Annotated in this window: 16 protein-coding genes, 2 tRNA genes and 2 rRNA genes; 3 read left to right on the plus strand and 17 right to left on the minus strand. The window is 64.2% G+C overall.

What is annotated here, in order from left to right; all coding sequences use genetic code 11:
- From VNJ47_08960 to tyrS, 5 genes are all read right to left on the minus strand, one after another.
- A 23S ribosomal RNA gene (locus VNJ47_08960) occupies positions 1 to 569 on the minus strand; the annotation flags it as partial.
- A 200-nt stretch (positions 570 to 769) separates the two neighbouring features.
- Positions 770 to 845, minus strand: a tRNA-Ala gene (locus VNJ47_08965).
- A gap of 39 nt (positions 846 to 884) precedes the next feature.
- Positions 885 to 961, minus strand: a tRNA-Ile gene (locus tag VNJ47_08970).
- Positions 962 to 1,071: 110 nt separating this feature from the next.
- Positions 1,072 to 2,615, minus strand: a 16S ribosomal RNA gene (locus tag VNJ47_08975).
- Between the two features lie 305 nt (positions 2,616 to 2,920).
- Positions 2,921 to 4,195, minus strand: a complete 1,275-nt coding sequence (tyrS, locus tag VNJ47_08980; GenBank protein ID HXG28965.1) for a tyrosine--tRNA ligase — start codon at positions 4,193 to 4,195, stop codon at positions 2,921 to 2,923.
- Positions 4,196 to 4,357: 162 nt separating this feature from the next.
- Between tyrS and VNJ47_08985 the strand changes: the two genes are divergently transcribed.
- The gene (locus VNJ47_08985; protein HXG28966.1) at positions 4,358 to 5,785 is read left to right on the plus strand and encodes a peptidoglycan DD-metalloendopeptidase family protein; all 1,428 of its coding nucleotides are present in this window, start codon (positions 4,358 to 4,360) and stop codon (positions 5,783 to 5,785) included.
- Positions 5,786 to 5,840: 55 nt separating this feature from the next.
- Here VNJ47_08985 and erpA read toward each other — a convergent pair whose 3' ends face one another.
- From erpA to argC, 4 genes are read right to left on the minus strand one after another with little or no spacing between them, the layout of a single operon-like run.
- Positions 5,841 to 6,194 (minus strand): iron-sulfur cluster insertion protein ErpA, encoded by a 354-nt coding sequence (gene erpA / locus VNJ47_08990; GenBank protein ID HXG28967.1) that lies wholly within the window; start codon positions 6,192 to 6,194, stop codon positions 5,841 to 5,843.
- A 43-nt stretch (positions 6,195 to 6,237) separates the two neighbouring features.
- On the minus strand, positions 6,238 to 6,717 hold the full coding sequence (locus VNJ47_08995; GenBank protein ID HXG28968.1) for a polymer-forming cytoskeletal protein: 480 nt from the start codon (positions 6,715 to 6,717) through the stop codon (positions 6,238 to 6,240).
- Between the two features lie 14 nt (positions 6,718 to 6,731).
- Positions 6,732 to 7,490, minus strand: coding sequence for a DUF6776 family protein (locus tag VNJ47_09000; GenBank protein HXG28969.1), 759 nt, complete (start codon positions 7,488 to 7,490; stop codon positions 6,732 to 6,734).
- Between the two features lie 8 nt (positions 7,491 to 7,498).
- Positions 7,499 to 8,542: an N-acetyl-gamma-glutamyl-phosphate reductase gene (gene argC / locus VNJ47_09005; protein ID HXG28970.1), complete on the minus strand. Its 1,044-nt coding sequence runs from the start codon at positions 8,540 to 8,542 to the stop codon at positions 7,499 to 7,501.
- Between the two features lie 60 nt (positions 8,543 to 8,602).
- On the opposite strand from argC, the gene hemJ reads away from it, so the two are divergent.
- On the plus strand, positions 8,603 to 9,019 hold the full coding sequence (gene hemJ, locus VNJ47_09010; GenBank protein ID HXG28971.1) for a protoporphyrinogen oxidase HemJ: 417 nt from the start codon (positions 8,603 to 8,605) through the stop codon (positions 9,017 to 9,019).
- Positions 9,020 to 9,220: 201 nt separating this feature from the next.
- On the opposite strand, the gene bfr is transcribed toward hemJ, so the two are convergent.
- From bfr to VNJ47_09030, 4 genes are all read right to left on the minus strand, one after another.
- The gene (bfr, locus tag VNJ47_09015) at positions 9,221 to 9,694 is read right to left on the minus strand and encodes a bacterioferritin (protein ID HXG28972.1); all 474 of its coding nucleotides are present in this window, start codon (positions 9,692 to 9,694) and stop codon (positions 9,221 to 9,223) included.
- Between the two features lie 135 nt (positions 9,695 to 9,829).
- Entirely contained in the window at positions 9,830 to 10,054 is a 225-nt protein-coding gene (locus tag VNJ47_09020; GenBank protein HXG28973.1) for a (2Fe-2S)-binding protein, read from the minus strand.
- Positions 10,055 to 10,161: 107 nt separating this feature from the next.
- Positions 10,162 to 12,366 (minus strand): TonB-dependent receptor, encoded by a 2,205-nt coding sequence (locus VNJ47_09025; GenBank protein ID HXG28974.1) that lies wholly within the window; start codon positions 12,364 to 12,366, stop codon positions 10,162 to 10,164.
- A gap of 113 nt (positions 12,367 to 12,479) precedes the next feature.
- Positions 12,480 to 13,019 (minus strand): RNA pyrophosphohydrolase, encoded by a 540-nt coding sequence (locus VNJ47_09030; GenBank protein ID HXG28975.1) that lies wholly within the window; start codon positions 13,017 to 13,019, stop codon positions 12,480 to 12,482.
- A 115-nt stretch (positions 13,020 to 13,134) separates the two neighbouring features.
- Here VNJ47_09030 and VNJ47_09035 point away from each other — a divergent pair, with 115 nt between their 5' ends.
- Entirely contained in the window at positions 13,135 to 13,851 is a 717-nt protein-coding gene (locus VNJ47_09035; GenBank protein ID HXG28976.1) for an HAD family hydrolase, read from the plus strand.
- Here the strand turns inward: VNJ47_09035 and VNJ47_09040 are convergent.
- From VNJ47_09040 to VNJ47_09055, 4 genes are all read right to left on the minus strand, one after another.
- Entirely contained in the window at positions 13,848 to 14,621 is a 774-nt protein-coding gene (locus VNJ47_09040; GenBank protein ID HXG28977.1) for an inositol monophosphatase family protein, read from the minus strand. The two genes, VNJ47_09035 and VNJ47_09040, sit on opposite strands and share 4 nt — an antisense overlap.
- Positions 14,618 to 15,505, minus strand: a complete 888-nt coding sequence (ampE, locus tag VNJ47_09045) for a regulatory signaling modulator protein AmpE (protein HXG28978.1) — start codon at positions 15,503 to 15,505, stop codon at positions 14,618 to 14,620. Before ampE ends, VNJ47_09040 begins: the two co-directional genes overlap by 4 nt.
- Positions 15,502 to 16,071 (minus strand): 1,6-anhydro-N-acetylmuramyl-L-alanine amidase AmpD, encoded by a 570-nt coding sequence (ampD, locus tag VNJ47_09050; GenBank protein ID HXG28979.1) that lies wholly within the window; start codon positions 16,069 to 16,071, stop codon positions 15,502 to 15,504. The genes ampE and ampD overlap by 4 nt, the downstream gene beginning before the upstream one ends.
- 72 nt (positions 16,072 to 16,143) lie before the next feature.
- The coding region (locus VNJ47_09055; GenBank protein ID HXG28980.1) for an oligopeptide transporter, OPT family at positions 16,144 to 16,420 on the minus strand (277 nt) is incomplete at its 5' end.

Raw genomic sequence — 16,420 nt, forward strand, 5'->3', positions numbered from 1 at the left:
GCTGACCCATTATACAAAAGGTACGCCGTCACCCTTGCGGGCTCCGACTGCTTGTACGCACACGGTTTCAGGTTCTATTTCACTCCCCTCTCCGGGGTTCTTTTCGCCTTTCCCTCACGGTACTGGTTCACTATCGGTCGGCAACGAGTATTTAGCCTTGGAGGATGGTCCCCCCGTCTTCAGACAGGATTACACGTGTCCCGTCCTACTCGTCATCGCCGTTTACGCCCTTTCGTGTACAGGGCTATCACCTTCTATGGCCGGACTTTCCAGACCGTTCCACTAGAACGTAAACGACTTTATGGGCTGGTCCGCGTTCGCTCGCCACTACTAACGGAATCTCGGTTGATTTCTTTTCCACCGGGTACTGAGATGTTTCAGTTCTCCGGGTTAGCTTCCGCACCCTATGTATTCAGCTGCGGATACCCCGCAAGCGGGGTGGGTTTCCCCATTCGGAAACCTTCGGATCAGAGCTCGTTTGCCAGCTCCCCGAAGCTATCGTGGGCTACCACGTCCTTCATCGCCTGTTGCCGCCCAGGCATTCACCATGTGCGCTTGTTCGCTTGACCATATAACCTCAAGCACTCTCGTATCGACGAGCATTTGAGGCGTTATGGCAAACACAAAACGCCGTCAAGCACATTTGAGACAAACACTGAAGAAAACAGTGTTCAACTACTACCCAAATTGTTAAAGAACGCGTCTCGAAAGAGACACCCGCAAACACCCTCGTAAAGGCGCTGGCGGGTATCGTTTCTGCGCCGCTGACTGGTGGAGCCAGCCGGGATCGAACCGGCGACCTCCTGCTTGCAAAGCAGGCGCTCTCCCAGCTGAGCTATGGCCCCGTTCGACCCCTCCGCACCCGTGCCGGCCGGCCGATAAGTTGGTGGGTCTGGGTAGACTCGAACTACCGACCTCACCCTTATCAGGGGTGCGCTCTAACCACCTGAGCTACAGACCCAGCCGTGCCCTACTGATGACGCACACCCCAGGTCCGACCGGAGACGGCGTGTAATTTCGTGCAAGCAACTTGTGTGGATGCTCCAGAGACGCACTTGGAAGCATTCTCTGAAAGGAGGTGATCCAGCCGCAGGTTCCCCTACGGCTACCTTGTTACGACTTCACCCCAGTCATTGACCACACCGTGGTAATCGTCCCCCTTGCGGTTAGACTAACTACTTCTGGTGCAGCCAACTTCCATGGTGTGACGGGCGGTGTGTACAAGGCCCGGGAACGTATTCACCGCGGCATTGCTGATCCGCGATTACTAGCGATTCCGACTTCACGAGGTCGAGTTGCAGACCTCGATCCGGACTACGACCGGCTTTCTGGGATTAGCTCCCCCTTGCGGGTTGGCGACCCTCTGTACCGGCCATTGTAGTACGTGTGTAGCCCTGGTCATAAGGGCCATGAGGACTTGACGTCATCCCCACCTTCCTCCGGCTTATCACCGGCAGTCCCCTTAGAGTGCCCAACTGAATGATGGCAACTAAGGACGAGGGTTGCGCTCGTTGCGGGACTTAACCCAACATCTCACGACACGAGCTGACGACAGCCATGCAGCACCTGTCTCAGAGCTCCTTGCGGCACCCCCACATTTCTGCAGGGTTCTCTGGATGTCAAGACCAGGTAAGGTTCTTCGCGTTGCATCGAATTAAACCACATACTCCACCGCTTGTGCGGGCCCCCGTCAATTCCTTTGAGTTTCAACCTTGCGGCCGTACTCCCCAGGCGGAGAACTTAGCGCGTTAGCTACGACACCGACCAGACCAAGCTGGCCAACGTCTAGTTCTCATCGTTTACAGCGTGGACTACCAGGGTATCTAATCCTGTTTGCTCCCCACGCTTTCGTACCTCAGCGTCAGTTGTGGCCCAGGCGGCTGCCTTCGCCATTGGTGTTCCTCCGGATCTCTACGCATTTCACCGCTACACCCGGAATTCCACCGCCCTCTACCACACTCCAGCCCAGCAGTTTCGGCCGCAGTTCCCAGGTTAAGCCCGGGGATTTCACGACCGACATACTGAACCGCCTACGCACGCTTTACGCCCAGTAAATCCGATTAACGCTTGCACCCTCTGTATTACCGCGGCTGCTGGCACAGAGTTAGCCGGTGCTTATTCTGCCGGTACCGTCAAGGCGCCACGTATTAGGTGGCGCTTTTTCTTCCCGGCCTAAAGTGCTTTACAACCCGAAGGCCTTCTTCACACACGCGGCATTGCTGGATCAGGCTTTCGCCCATTGTCCAATATTCCCCACTGCTGCCTCCCGTAGGAGTCCGGACCGTGTCTCAGTTCCGGTGTGGCTGGTCGTCCTCTCAGACCAGCTACCGATCGTCGCCTTGGTAGGCCTTTACCCCACCAACTAGCTAATCGGACATAGGCTCATCCTATAGTGAGAGGTCTTTCGATCCCCCTCTTTCACCCGAAGGTCGTATGCGGTATTACCCCGAGTTTCCCCGGACTATCCCCCGCTACAGGGCAGATTCCTATGTATTCCTCACCCGTCCGCCACTCGCCACCCATGTGTATTGCTACACACCGTGCTGCCGTTCGACTTGCATGTGTTAGGCATGCCGCCAGCGTTCAATCTGAGCCAGGATCAAACTCTCCAGTTTATAGCTTCGTTCTTTCGAACGGGCGTTCCGAAGAACGCCTTTCAACTGGTTGTGCCGTCACTCCGGAAAGGTAAAAACCGGAGCGGACACCGAGTAATCTCCATAGCTCACTGGCTATAGTGATACTCATCTGTTACATGGCTTCGCCATGCATCAAAGGAGCACCCACACAAATCACTTGCACTGATTTTTAAAGAGCAGACACACGGGACCGTGTGTCGTGGAGGCGCGCATTATAGAGAAACGCCTTGGCCTGTCAACAATCTTTTTCAACTCTGTGGACCAGATCGCTGACCAGAGGGGAATTATAGCGCAGCCGGCCCCGCACCGCCGCCGCCTCCCGCGGTCACGGTCACCCGGGCCGCCCGCCGTTTGCCCACCTGAATGACGTAGCTGGCCCCCGCCCTGAGCATCAGGCCGGGGTTCTCGACACGCTGCTGGTCCACGCGCACGGCGCCCTGCACGAGCAGGCGCTGGGCCTCGGAGCTGCTCTTGGTCAACCCGGCCTGTCTGAGCAGCAGCGTGAGGGCGATTTCGGCGCCTTGTGCACGCACCGTATGCTCCGGCAGATCCTCGGGCAACTGGCCCTTCTGGAAGCGCCGGATGAAGGCTTCCAGGGCAGCCTCGGCGGCGACCCGTCCGTGGAAGCGCGCCACCAGCTCGCAGCCCAGTTTGAACTTGATGTCGCGCGGGTTGGCCCCTTCCGCCACCTGCCGGCGGTACGCAGCGATGGCCGACAGCGGCTCGCGGCTGAGCAGCTCGAACCAGCGCCACATCAGCTCGTCCGAAATCGACATGACCTTGCCGAACATCTCCTCCGGCGGTTCGCTGATGCCGATGTAATTGCCCAGCGACTTGGACATCTTCTGGACACCGTCCAGGCCCTCCAGGATGGGCAGGGTCATGACTACCTGCGGTGGCTGACCATAGGCCTGCTGCAGCTGGCGCCCGACCAGCAGGTTGAACTTCTGGTCGGTGCCGCCCAGCTCGACGTCGGCCCTGAGCGCGACCGAGTCATAGCCCTGGATCAGCGGGTACAGGAACTCGTGAATGGCAATGGGCTGGCCGTCGCGGTAGCGCCGGCTGAAATCCTCCCGCTCCAGCATGCGCGCTACGGTGTGCTTGGCGGCCAGACCGACCAGGTCGGCGGCCGAGAGCTTGCCCAGCCAGCGCGAATTGAACTCGATGCGGGTACGCTGCGGGTCCAGCACTTTGAATATCTGCGCTTCGTAGGTGCGGGCGTTCTCCAGCACCTGCTCCCGCGACAGCGGCTGGCGCGTGACGTTCTTGCCGGTCGGATCACCGATCATGCCGGTGAAGTCGCCGATGAGGAATATGGCTTCATGGCCCAAGTCCTGGAAGCTGCGCAGCTTGTTGAGCAGCACCGTGTGGCCGAGGTGCAGGTCCGGCGCCGTGGGGTCGAAGCCCGCCTTGACCCGCAGCGGCTGACCCGTTCTTTGCGAGTTTTCCAGCCGGGCAGCCAGTTCTTCCGGCGGGATGATCTCTTCGGTACCGCGACTGAGTTCGCTCAGGGCTTGTGAGGTCGGATGCACGGAACTGGCCTCTGGGAATTCGTCCATTAACTGGGGAGCTTACCCGGGCTTCCGGGGCAGCGCCTTAAGAAAGTCTTGCTAAATATCCGTTTTTATGGTTTTTTAGACGACCATAACGAACAGCGCGGCGGTCGCCGGAGGAGAGCTTCACTGGCCGCCGCACGCTCTCTTTTCGGGGGCCCTTCCATCATGAAAAGAATCGAGGCCGATTATAGCCGACAGCCTTCCGCGTTCGCGCGCCAGCGCGCGCGCGTGCTGCACTGGCTGGGGATTGGCTCGGCAGCGCTGCCCGTGATCGTGCTGGTGGCGGCCCTGAGCCCCGACGCCGGCGCGAGCCGCCAGCGCGACAGCGTCACCAGCGGCCAGCTCGAGACCCGCATGCCGGCCTTCAGCCTGGCTGCGCAGCAGCCACTCGCGCCGATCTTCCCGCAAGTGGCCCTGGCCGACCGTTTCGCCAGCGGCCGCCCGAAGGCGGTGGCGGTCACCGCACAGCCTGCGCCGGAGCTCGAGTCCTATTGGATGGAGCTCGAGGTCAAGCCGGGCGACACCATCGGCGCGCTGTTTGCGCGCCACGGCCTGGCCGACGCTGACTGGCGCGAGATCATGCGCCTGGGCGGCGATACCGGCTCCCTCGCCCACATCCGAGCCGGCAGCACGCTGCAGGTACGCCAGGACAAGGCCGGGCAGCTGCTCGAACTGCGCCATCAGATCGACGAGATCCGCAGCCTGCAGGTCACCCGCCAGGCCGGGGTGCTGCGTGCGCGCACGGTGGCCGCGGCCATCGAGCGCCGCACCACCTACCGTGTCGGGGTGATCAACGAAGACACCGGTTCGCTGTTCCTCGCCGGCCAGGAAGCCGGTATGTCGGACCGGGTGATCATGCAGCTGTTCGACGTGTTCCGCTGGGACATCGACTTCGCCCAGGACATCCAGCCGGGCGACCGCTTCTCGGTGGTGTACGAGGAGGTCTACCGCAACGGCGAGAAACTGCGCGACGGCGAAATCCTGGCCGCCGAATTCATCAACCGCGGCAAGCCCCTGCGCGCCATCGCCTATGCCGGCGACGACGGCCGCCTCGACTACTACACGCCCAAGGGTGACCCGATGCACAAGGCCTTCATCCGCACGCCGGTGGCCTTCAGCCGCATCAGTTCGCGCTTCGGCTTCCGCCGTCACCCGGTGCTGAACCGCATCCGCGCGCACAAGGGCGTTGACTACGCCGCGCCCACGGGCACGCCCGTCAAGGCCACGGGTGATGGCCGCATCATTCACCGCGGACGCCGCGGCGGCTACGGCAACACGGTCATGATCCAGCACGCCAACGGCATCGTGACGCTGTACGGCCACCTGTCGAAGTTCGCCAAAGGTCAGAGTATCGGCAGTCGCGTCAAGCAGGGGCAGCTGATCGGTTACGTCGGTTCGACCGGCCTGGCCACCGGCCCCCATCTACACTACGAATTCCACGTCAACGGTGTGCACCAGAACCCGTTGTCCGTGAAGTTACCGAATGCCGAACCGCTGAACCCGCGGCGCCTGGCGGATTTTCGCGCCAAGGCGGCGCCGCTGCTGGCGCAGCTGGACGCGCTCAGCCACATCCAGATCGCACTCAGAGAATAAAGGGTCTGACCAGGACGGCTACGCGCCAGATGACACGCGCAGCCGTTATCGGCGGTCAAACCGAGAACGAATTACCGCAGCCGCAGGTGGTTGTGGCATTCGGGTTGCGGATCACGAACTGGGCGCCTTCGGCGTCGTCGCGGTAGTCGATTTCGGCCCCCAGCAGGTACTGGACGCTCATCGGGTCCACCAGCAGGACGACGCCGCATTTCTCGATGCGGGTATCGCCCTCCGCCTCGTTCTCGTCGAAGGTGAAGCCGTACTGGAACCCGGAACAGCCGCCCCCGCTGACGAACACGCGCAGCTTGAGCGCGGCGTTGTGCTCCTCATCCAGCAACTGCCGGACCTTGGTGGCCGCGGCATCGGTAAACACCAGGGGGGGCTGGGACGTGTCTTGCTGCGTGTTCATGCTGTGCATTTGACCGCTCATGGCTGGGCAAGTTGCGCCGGGATCAGGCGTGGCCGCTGCCCGGGCCGGCCTGCTCCTCGGCATAACGCAGCGGCGGGCCCTGCGGCGCATCCTGATGCGTCAGCGCCGCCGGCATCGGCTGGTCGCCCTGATACACCAGCTGGCCGTTCACGGTGGCGCCACTGGTCATCTCGATGAGCTTGTAGTAGACGTTGCCGCTCACGCGCGCCTTGGACGACAGCGTGATACGCTGCGCCGCATAGACGTCGCCGATGATCGTGCCGTTCAGCACTACGTGCGACACGCGCACGTCGCCCTCGATGTGGCCGGTCTCGCTGACGCTCAGCACGGTCGACTTGTCGTCGTCGGCGACGATCTTGCCCTTGATCTTGCCGTCCACATGCAGGCCACCGCTGAAGTGCACGTCGCCGTGCAGCTCGGTCTGACGACCGATCAGCGTATCCACCGAAGCGGCCGGACGGTTTTCCTGCTTGTTGCCCTTCATCAGTTCGGCTTTCCACATGACGCCTTGCTCCTTCACCCGCCTGCTGAGTATTGAACCTTGGTCCAGTCGTACAGCTGCTGGAAGCGAACCGGGGGGTTGCCGTTGCGCACCACATCGACCTGCACACGCGAGGGGGTGAACCCGCGCGGCAGCCTGACCGAACCGCTGAGCTGCTGGAAGTACCGGAACGAGAATAACAGAGTTTTGCCGCGTTCCACCTCGATCTCCGACAGGCGGTAACTGCGCGGCTGGCCATTCTGCAGGCCGATGAAGGCCAGATCGGCACTGCCGGCAACCGTGCTGTCATGGCGCATGGCCTGAATCAGCACCAGGTCGTACTGATACAGGTCGGCCTCGGAACCGGGGCGCAGCTGCAGCTCGTAGACCCGGATTCCGGCCGAAGACTCCTCCGGCGACACGATGCCGCGGTAGAACGCGACCTGCTCCTTGAGGGCGGCCAGCTCGGCCTGCCCGTCGCGCAGAGACTGGTTGAGCACGGCGGCGGCCCGTTTGTCGATCTCGCTGGTGCGTTCGAGCAGCACCACGCGTTCCGCCAGGCGGTTGTTTTCCGCGCGCAGACGCCGGATCTCGCCCAGCAACCGGCGCTGCTCCGCCTCCAGCTTCAGGGTATGGGTCCAGTCGTTGCCGGACTGCGAACGACCCAACGCATACAGTGCGAAGGATCCGATGAGCACCGCCACCGTGCCGACGCCGATCAGCGCCCAGCGCAGCCACGGCCGGTGTACCCGGATGACGTGGCGTGCGCCCGTGCTGTGGAGCGGACCCGGCATGCCTGGTTTCAGGGAACGACGGCAGCCCCGCTGAGCGCGGTCGCCTCCGCGAAGCCGAACATCAGGTTGAAATTCTGCACCGCCTGGCCCGAGGCACCCTTGGTCAGGTTGTCGATCACCGACAGCACCACCACGGTATCCCCGCCCTGCGGGCGGTGCACGGCGATGCGGCAGGTGTTGGCGCCGCGTACGCTGCGCGTCTGGGGGTGCGAACCCGGCGGCAGCACGTCCACGCAGGGCTCGTCGCGGTAGCGCGCCTCGAACACGGCCTGAACGTCCGTGTGTGGATCGCGTAATCGCGCATACAGCGTGGCGAAAATGCCGCGATTCATCGGCACCAGATGCGGCACGAACACCAGACCGACCGGGCCGCCGGCCACGTCTGCCAACCCCTGCCGGATTTCCGGTAGGTGGCGATGCCCCGGTACCGAGTAGGCCGCGAACGAATCTGCCACTTCGCTGAACAGCGAGCCCAGCTTGGCCGCGCGCCCAGCGCCGCTCACGGCCGACTTGGCATCCGCGATCAGGCTGCCCGGATCCACCAACCCCTGTTCCAGCAGCGGCAGGAAACCCAGCTGCACGGCGGTCGGATAACAGCCCGGACAGGCCACCAGCTGTGCCGTACGGATACGCGCGCGGTTCACCTCGGGCAGGCCGTAGACCGCCTTCTCCAGCCAGGCAGGCGCCACATGCGGCTCACCGTACCACTGTTGCCATACGGCCGGATCGCGCAGCCGGAAATCGGCCGACAGGTCGATCACGCGCACGCCGGCGTCCAGCAGTCGTGGGGCCTGGCCCATCGCGGCACCGTGCGGCGTGGCGAAGAATACCGCCTCGCAGCGTGCCAGTGGCGCGGTATCGGGCGACTCGAAGGCGAGATCCAGCAACCCGCGCAGGCTCGGGAATACCGCGGCCACGGGCTGGCCGCTCTCCTGGCGCGAGGTAATGGTCAACAGCTCGACCTGCGGATGCGCAGCGAGCAGGCGCAGCAGCTCGACGCCGGTATAACCGGTGCCGCCGACGATACCGATCTTGATCTTGCGGTTATTCATGTCCTGGCCGTGCGTAGGGCTGCGGTATTATGCCACCCTCGCACGAGCGGGCGACCGAACATGCACTGGATCAAAGCCTTCCATCTGATCTTCATGGTGACCTGGTTCGCGGGGCTGTTCTATCTGCCGCGGCTGTTCGTGTACCACGCGGGGGCCGCCGACGACATCGGCCGCGAGCGCTTCACCGTCATGGAGCGCAAGCTGTTCGCCATCATGAGCATCGGCGCCGCCGGCACCATCGTCTTCGGCCTGTGGCTGCTGGCGCGCACGCCGGGCCTGCTGGACAGCGGCTGGCTGCAGCTCAAGCTGGTGCTGGTACTGGGACTGCTGGCGTATCACGTCTGGCTGGGCGGCCTGTGCCGCGCATTCCGCCACGGCCGCAACAGGCGTGGGCAGCGCTTCTACCGCTGGATCAACGAGATTCCGGCCCTGTTCCTGGTCGCCATCGTGATCCTGGCGGTGGTACGGCCGTTCTGAGAACGGCCTTCTTGGTCATACCGGCGCACGCCGGAATCCTGCGCTCGCCAAGACATTGCCCCCCGCTGCCGCGGGGATGACTGAAGCCCGGGAAAACTCTGCTTGCTTTCGTCATTCCGGCGAAAGCCGGAATCCAGCGACTTTCGAGTTCAGCACCAGCCGCCGACGGAACCCGGCTTTCGCCGGGGTGACCGAGAGCTTTCAGCTCTCGGTCATCTGCGACTGCAGGTAATTCTGCAGGCCGACCTTCTCGATCAGCTGCAGCTGGGTTTCGAGAAAGTCGATGTGCTCCTCTTCGCTCTTCTGGATCTTCACGAACAGTTCGCGCGTGACGTAATCGCCCACCGACTCGCAGTGCTCGATCGCGGCCTTGTACATCGGATGCGCCTGCTTCTCCAGCTGCAGGTCGCAGTTGAGCAGCTCGGGGACGTTCTCGCCGATCAGTAGCTTGCCCAGATCCTGCAGGTTCGGCAGCCCGCCGAGGAACAGGATGCGCTCGATCAGGGCATCGGCATGTTTCATCTCGTCGATCGATTCCTCGTACTCCTTCTTGGCCAGCTTGCCCAAGCCCCAGTTCTTGAGCATGCGCGCGTGCAGGAAATACTGGTTGATGCTGGTGAGCTCGTTCTTGAGCCCCTTGTTCAAGTATTCGATGACCTTGGCGTCGCCCTGCATGACCCCCTCCTCGAAAGATCTTCCGGATAGGGCGAGTATAGGCAGTGCCAGGGCGGCGGGTCAAAGTTAACTGATTGTTTTATCGAATTATTTGAATGCGTCTGCAAATCACTCGCAGACGCATTCGAGGGGATTTCAGCGGCTGGAAACCAGCTTCAGCCGGGGACTGTCGGCGGCCGGCGCCGCCTGCCGGCGGCCGATTTCGGCATGGACGATCTCGCGGGCCGCGGGGATGCACTTGCCGCACTGCGTGCCGACACGCAGACACAGCTGGACCTGACGCAGGCCGCTGGCGCCTTCCTCCTGGACCAGCTGCCGGATTCGGCGGTCGGTAACGGCGTGGCAAAGACAAACGTACATGGGCTGATCAGTGATGGCGTGTTTGCTCGGCGCCAGTTAAGTGCAAATGAGAATGAATGTCAATATCGATTGCGCCGGGCATGCCACTGCCGGTCCGTCGCTTTGCGTCAGAAACTGTATTCCACACCCCCCTGCACCAGACGCGGCATGCCGGTCAGGATGCCGCGGGTTCGGTCCACGATATAGTCCTTGTCGGTCAGGTTCTTGCCGGCCAGGAAGAGCGTCATGCCCGGCAGGCTCGCCAAGCGGTAATTGACGGCCGCGTTCCACAGCAGATGGCTGTCGATCTCGCCGACCTGGCCGTTGCCGTTGGCCGGGGCGTCACGGGTGTTGGCGAAGTCGCTGAACTGTTTGCCGACATACACCGCCTCCAGTCGCAGATCGAAGCCAGCCGCGTGGGCATAACCCAGGGTGCCGGTAGCCAGGTTGCGCGGGGCATAAGGCAGACGGTTGCCTGCCACGCTGCCCGTGACCGGCATGCCGTTGTCCACGCGGATGAAAGCGCTTTCGGCATCGGCCTTGGGCAGGTAGGTGTAGGCCAGTTCTGCGAACAGGCCCGGCGCCCAGTTCAGTGCGGGACCGAACTCGAAGCGGCCGGCCAGCTCCAGACCCTGATACAACGTCTCGCCGACCGCCAGCGGTGTGCTGCCGCCGGCGATAGAACCGACCGCGATCTGCCGCTCGAAGTCGTTGTGGAACAGAGTCGCCTCATAGGCCAGGCCGGGCATCGGCCGGCTGCGCAGGCCGAACTCGAAGTTCAGGCTTTCCTCGGCATCCAGATCCACGCTGGTGCCGGTGTTGCTGATCAGATCTTCGGTGCGCGGCGGGGCGAAGCCCTTGTGCACGCCCCCGAACAGGGTGTTGCGCTCGCTCAGTTCGTAGGTCGCGCCCAGCGCCGGCAGCACCTCGGTCAGGCTCTCGTCGCCACTGGCGCCCGTGAGCTTGTTCTTGCGCTCATAGTTGACGTTCTCCACGCGCAGGCTGGGCGTAACCGCCAGCCGGCCGAAATCGAAGCGGTTCTGCACGAACGCCGAGTAGGCATCCGTCTTACGCTCGTTGTCCTCGACCACGGTGCCGTCTTCGGCGGTCGGTGAGGTGCCGTTCTTCTGGATACGGTCCTGATTCTCGAAGTGCGCGCGCACCCCGAGCTGCAGCTCGTTATCCAAGCCAAAGGTCTTGTGCATCAGACGGTAGCGCGGTTCCACGCCGTAGGTGTAGTAGTCGCGCAAGCGTCCCTGGCGGCTGTTGCAGCTGTTCGGATCGACCGCCACGCCATTGAGTCGGTCCATCGTGAAGGCGGCACCGCACTGACCATCGGTGGTCGTGCTGGCCTGACGCCACCAGTCACGGGAGAAGTCGGCCCAGTACACGTGGGTGGTCAGTTTCGAGAACGAATCCAGCGTCCACTCATGACTGGCCGACAATCCGGCACGCTCGGCATCGAATTCGTCGTTCTCGAACGGGTTGTAGCGCGGGCCGAAGTTGCGGAACTCGGCGTCGGTCAGTCCCGAATAGGTGACCTGAGAGTCTTCGCGGTAATAGTTGGCGCGGGTAATCAGCTGCTGGTCGCCGGCCAGCTCGAATACGCCCTTGAAGTTGATGTCATCGAGCCGGGAATGAATGTTGTCGCGCGCACCGTCGCCCTGTTTGCGCACATAGTCGAACAGCATGCCGTTGCCGCCGACGTAGCCGTGACCGTTGAAATAGTCGCGGTTGCCGGGGATCAGCGTCAAACCGCCCGACAGTCTCTGCGGCGGGATCGGCGTGATGTAGTTGATCACGCCACCGATGGTCTGCGGGCCATACAGATTCATGGCCGAGCCCTTGAGCACTTCGATGCGGTCGAAACGGTCGATGGGCGGGTGGTAATAGCTGGCGTTGTCGCCGTAGGGTGCGTAGGCCAGCGGGATGCCATCCTCCAGCAGCAGCACCTTGGTCGAGCGGGTCGGGTTCAGGCCGCGGATGCTGATGTTCGGGCGCAGACCGAAGCCCTCTTCGTCGCGCACGTTGACGCCGGGCGCCTTGCGCAAGGCCTCGTTGGTGGTGAAGACCCGGGAGGACTTCAGCGTTTCGGCGTCGATCACGGTGCTGCTCGAGGGCAGCGCTGCAGCTGAATCAGGACCGCCGATCACGGTCACGGCCTCCAGCACGACGGGCTCGGCTTTGCCTGCCGGAGCGGCTGCCGGCTTGGCCTCGGCCTTGGCCTTGGCCGTGTCGTTGTCCGGCGTGGCGGGTGGGTCGGTTTCCTCGGCCGAAACACAGGACATCGACAAAACCAAGGCCCACAGCCACAGGCCGCGAACGGTGCGCATGATCATCCCCCCGGATAGAAACGCTAAGCTAATTGAGAATCAATATCATTCAATTTAATCAGTCGCACGACGGCTGTCAACGCAAGCGGCATGTGCCGCCGGGCGCGGCCTGGCTACTTCGCGGGATCGAGCGCGGTTTCGGTCGGCGGGCGCCGCGGACGTGTGCGTGTCTTACGTATCGCCTGGGGCAAGAGCGGCGACAGCTCGCGCAGTGCGCGCTTGTAAACGTCGCGCTTGAAGAACACCACCTCGCGCAGGGGGTGCCAGTAGTCCACCCAGCGCCAGCTGTCGAATTCGGGCTTGTCGGTAGTATCGAAGCGCACCATGGAATCGGGGGCGGTCAGGCACAGCATGAACCACTTCTGCTTCTGGCCGATGCAGACCGGGTTGTTGTGGCGGCGGATGAAACGCGGCGGCAGGCGATAACGCAGCCAGTGACGGGTGCAGCCCACCAGCTTGACGTGCTCGGGCAGCAGGCCGAGCTCCTCGTTCAGTTCGCGGTACAGCGCCTGCTCGGCGGTCTCGCCTTCGCGGATGCCGCCCTGCGGGAACTGCCAGGCGTTCTGGCCAATGCGCTTGGCCCACAACACGCGTCCCTGCGGATTGCTGAGGATGATCCCCACGTTGGGCCGATAGCCATCTGTATCGATCATGGCGGTCGGCGGACCCGTTACGTTTGCCTTGAGCCTATTCTTCCACAGAAGGCATGACGGCCAAAGTGCCGGGCTTTGCTTTATCCTGTCCCCCGGTTTGCACCGCCCTGCCCGCATGAACACCCCCGCCCGCCTGGCGCTCTTCGACCTCGACAACACGCTGCTGGCTGGCGACAGCGATTACCTCTGGGGCCAGTTCCTGGTCGAGCGCGGCCTGGTGGACGGCGAGAGTTACGCACGCGAGAACGCGCGCTATTACGACGCCTACCGCGCCGGCACGCTCGACATCCAGGAGTTTCTGCGCTTTGCGCTGCGTCCGCTGCGCGAGCACAGCCTGGCCGCGCTGCAGGCATGGCGGCGGCATTTCCTGGCCGAGAAGATCCTGCCCATCATCCCGCCGGCGGCGCGCGAGCTGCTGGCCCTGCACCGGGCGCGCGGCGACACGCTGCTGATCATCACCGCCACCAACCGCTTCGTCACCGAGCCGATCGCCGCCGAGCTGGGCGTGCCGAACCTGCTGGCGACGGAGCCCGAGCTGAAGGATGGGCGCTATACCGGCGAGGTCGCCGGCATCCCCTGCTTCCGCGAGGGCAAGGTGGAACGTTTGCAGCAATGGCTGGCAGAGAGCAGTCGCAGTTTTGCGGCCCGTTGGTTCTACAGCGATTCGCACAACGACCTGCCGCTGCTCGAGCGCGTGGACTATCCGGTGGCGGTGGATCCCGACCCCGAGCTCGAGGGCGTGGCCCGCGAACTGGGCTGGCCGATCGTCAGCCTGCGCCGGGAAACGGGCGCCGCGATCTTTGCGCGTACCGCGGCGGCAGGTCGCGGCTAGCCCAGCACGGCGCGCACGGCGTCCTTGAGTCGGCCGTTGCTGGCGAACACGCTGGTGGTATCCAGCCCGACCGGGCGGCCGTCGAGATCGGTGATTTCGCCGCCGGCCTCGCGCAGGATCACGGTCAGCGCCGCGATGTCGAGGATGTTGACGTCCGACTCGATCACGATATCGAGCCGCCCCGACGCCAGCAGATGGTAATGCAGGAAATCGCCGTAGCCGCGCACGCGGTGCAGCTGCGGGATCAGCCGCCCCAGCCTCGCCCAGCGCGGCGACTGCGCCAGCGTGCCGATATTGCCCAGCGAGAGCGTGGCCTGCGCCAGTGCGCCGACGTCGCTGACACGAATGGGCGCGCCGTTCAGAAACGCACCCTGCCCCCGTTCGGCCCAGGCCAGCTCGCCGCCGTCGCCGTAGCAGGGGGCATTGGACACGCCCAGCACCAGCTCGCCGCGGTGCAGCAACGCGATCTGGGTGGAGAACATCGGGTAGCCGCGCACGAAGCTCTTGGTGCCGTCGATCGGGTCGATCAGCCAGACATACTCGGCATCCGCCGCGCTGCGCCCCAGTTCCTCGCCGTAGAACCCATGCGCCGGGAAGGCGCGTGCCAGAATCTCGCGGATGACGCGCTCGCTTTCGATATCGGCCTCGGTCACCGGGCTACGGTCGGCCTTGGTCTGCACCGCAAGGCCGCTGCCGTAGCAGCGGCGGATCACGCCCTCGGCGGCCTTCGCCGCGGCGAGGGCCGTCTGCAGCAGTGGGCTGGCGCTCACGACAGCAAACCGCCGATCGTGAACAGCGCAAACAGGCCCAGCAGGATGACGAGCGTGCGCTGAATCAGCGCCAGCGCGCCATGCAGGGCGCTGTCGCTGTCCTGGGTCAGCGTCTGGCCCGACAGGTCGTCCTCGATCTGCAACGCCCCGCAGCCGACCTCGGTCAGCACACGCCAGGTGCGTGCCTGCCAGTCATACTCGCCGGTGCCGACCGCGCGCCAGGCCTTGAGCGCGTCGTCGGTGCTGCCAGCCAGACCATATAGCGCCGCCACCAGATGCGCCGGCGCCCAGGCCAGCACGGCATGCAGCCAGCGCGCCGCCTGGTGCAGCCGCTCGCCCGCGCCAAGCGCGGTGAGCACGCGCGGCAGAGAGGCGGCCAGGCGGTAGAGCACTGCGCCGAACGGACCGAAGACGAAGAACCACAACAGCACGCCGAACAGCCGCTCGTGGGCCTGCAGCAGAACCGCCCGTACCAGACGACCCTGGGCATCGCACTCGTGCAGGCGGCCCGGTCCGGTGCACAGGTCGCGCTCGATGCGCTGCAGCGCCTCGTCGTCGCCACGTGCGCGCGCCTCGAAATAGCTGTTGAGCTCTTCGGCGATGTCACGCGGACCGAGGCACAGCAGCAGAATCAGTACCGCCAGCGGCAGGGCCAAGAGCACGTCGATGCCATCTCTGAGCCCGACCTGCAGCAGACCGACCAGAATCAGCAGCGGCAGCAGCAGCGGCAGCAGGCCCCAGGCGCTGTTCCACAGCGCCGGTACCGGCAGCCGCGCATGCACCCAGCGCGCGTAGGTCATGTACCAGGCATGCTCGCGCCAGCGCTCCACATGGCTCAGCATGTGCTCGCAGACGAGGGCGATGATGATGCCGATCAGCGTCATGGTGTTTCGCTCAGCAGGCGGCGGAAGCACTCCCAGTCGAAGGCCTCGCCGGGATCGGTCTTGCGTCCCGGCGCGATGTCGCTGTGCCCGACTATACGGTCAGGCGTGATGGCAGGGAAGGCCCGCATCAGCGCGCACGCCACGGCGGCGAGCATCCGGTACTGCGCGGGGGAATACGGAATCTGGTCGGTCCCTTCCAGCTCCACGCCGATGGAAAAGTCGTTGCAGCGTTCGCGGCCCTGAAAGCAGGAAGTCCCCGCGTGCCAGGCGCGGCGGTGCACAGGCACGTACTGGATCAGCTCCCCGTCACGACGGATCAGCAGGTGCGACGAGACCTGCAGGCCGCTGATCGTGGCGAAATACGGATGCCGCGACGGATCGAGCCGGTTAAGGAACAGATCGTCGATCCAGGGTCCGCCGAACTCGCCCGGCGGCAGACTGATGCCATGCACCACCAACAGGCTCACGTCGTCGGGATCCGGGCGTTCGTCACAGTTCGGTGACGGGCGCTGGCGCGCGCCGGCCAGCTGACCGGTCGCTCTGTCCACCTCAAGCGCTTGCAGCATGCGGCACAGCCTGAAACCTCCCGCGCCATCCCGGCGTGGCCGCTTATGGTAACCAATTCCGGCCCGTGCGCCTCAGCCGCTCCGCCCCGCCAGCCGCCACAACCAGGCGGTCAGCACCAGCATCAGCAGCAAGCCCGGCCAGGCGCCCAGCGGCTGCCAGCCGAGCGCCAGCACCTGCGCATCGCCGCTGAGCACGATGGGCACCGCCAGGCCTATGCCCATCAGTGCCTCGCCGGTGATCAGGCCGGCGGCGGCCAGCATCGCCGCGCCGCGCACGCCAGTGCCCTGGCCCGCGCGCCAGGCCAGCAGGCCGCCGACGGCGATCGGCACCGACAATTCCAGTGGCAGG

Source organism: Nevskiales bacterium, from assembly GCA_035574475.1.
GTDB lineage: Bacteria > Pseudomonadota > Gammaproteobacteria > Nevskiales > DATLYR01 > DATLYR01.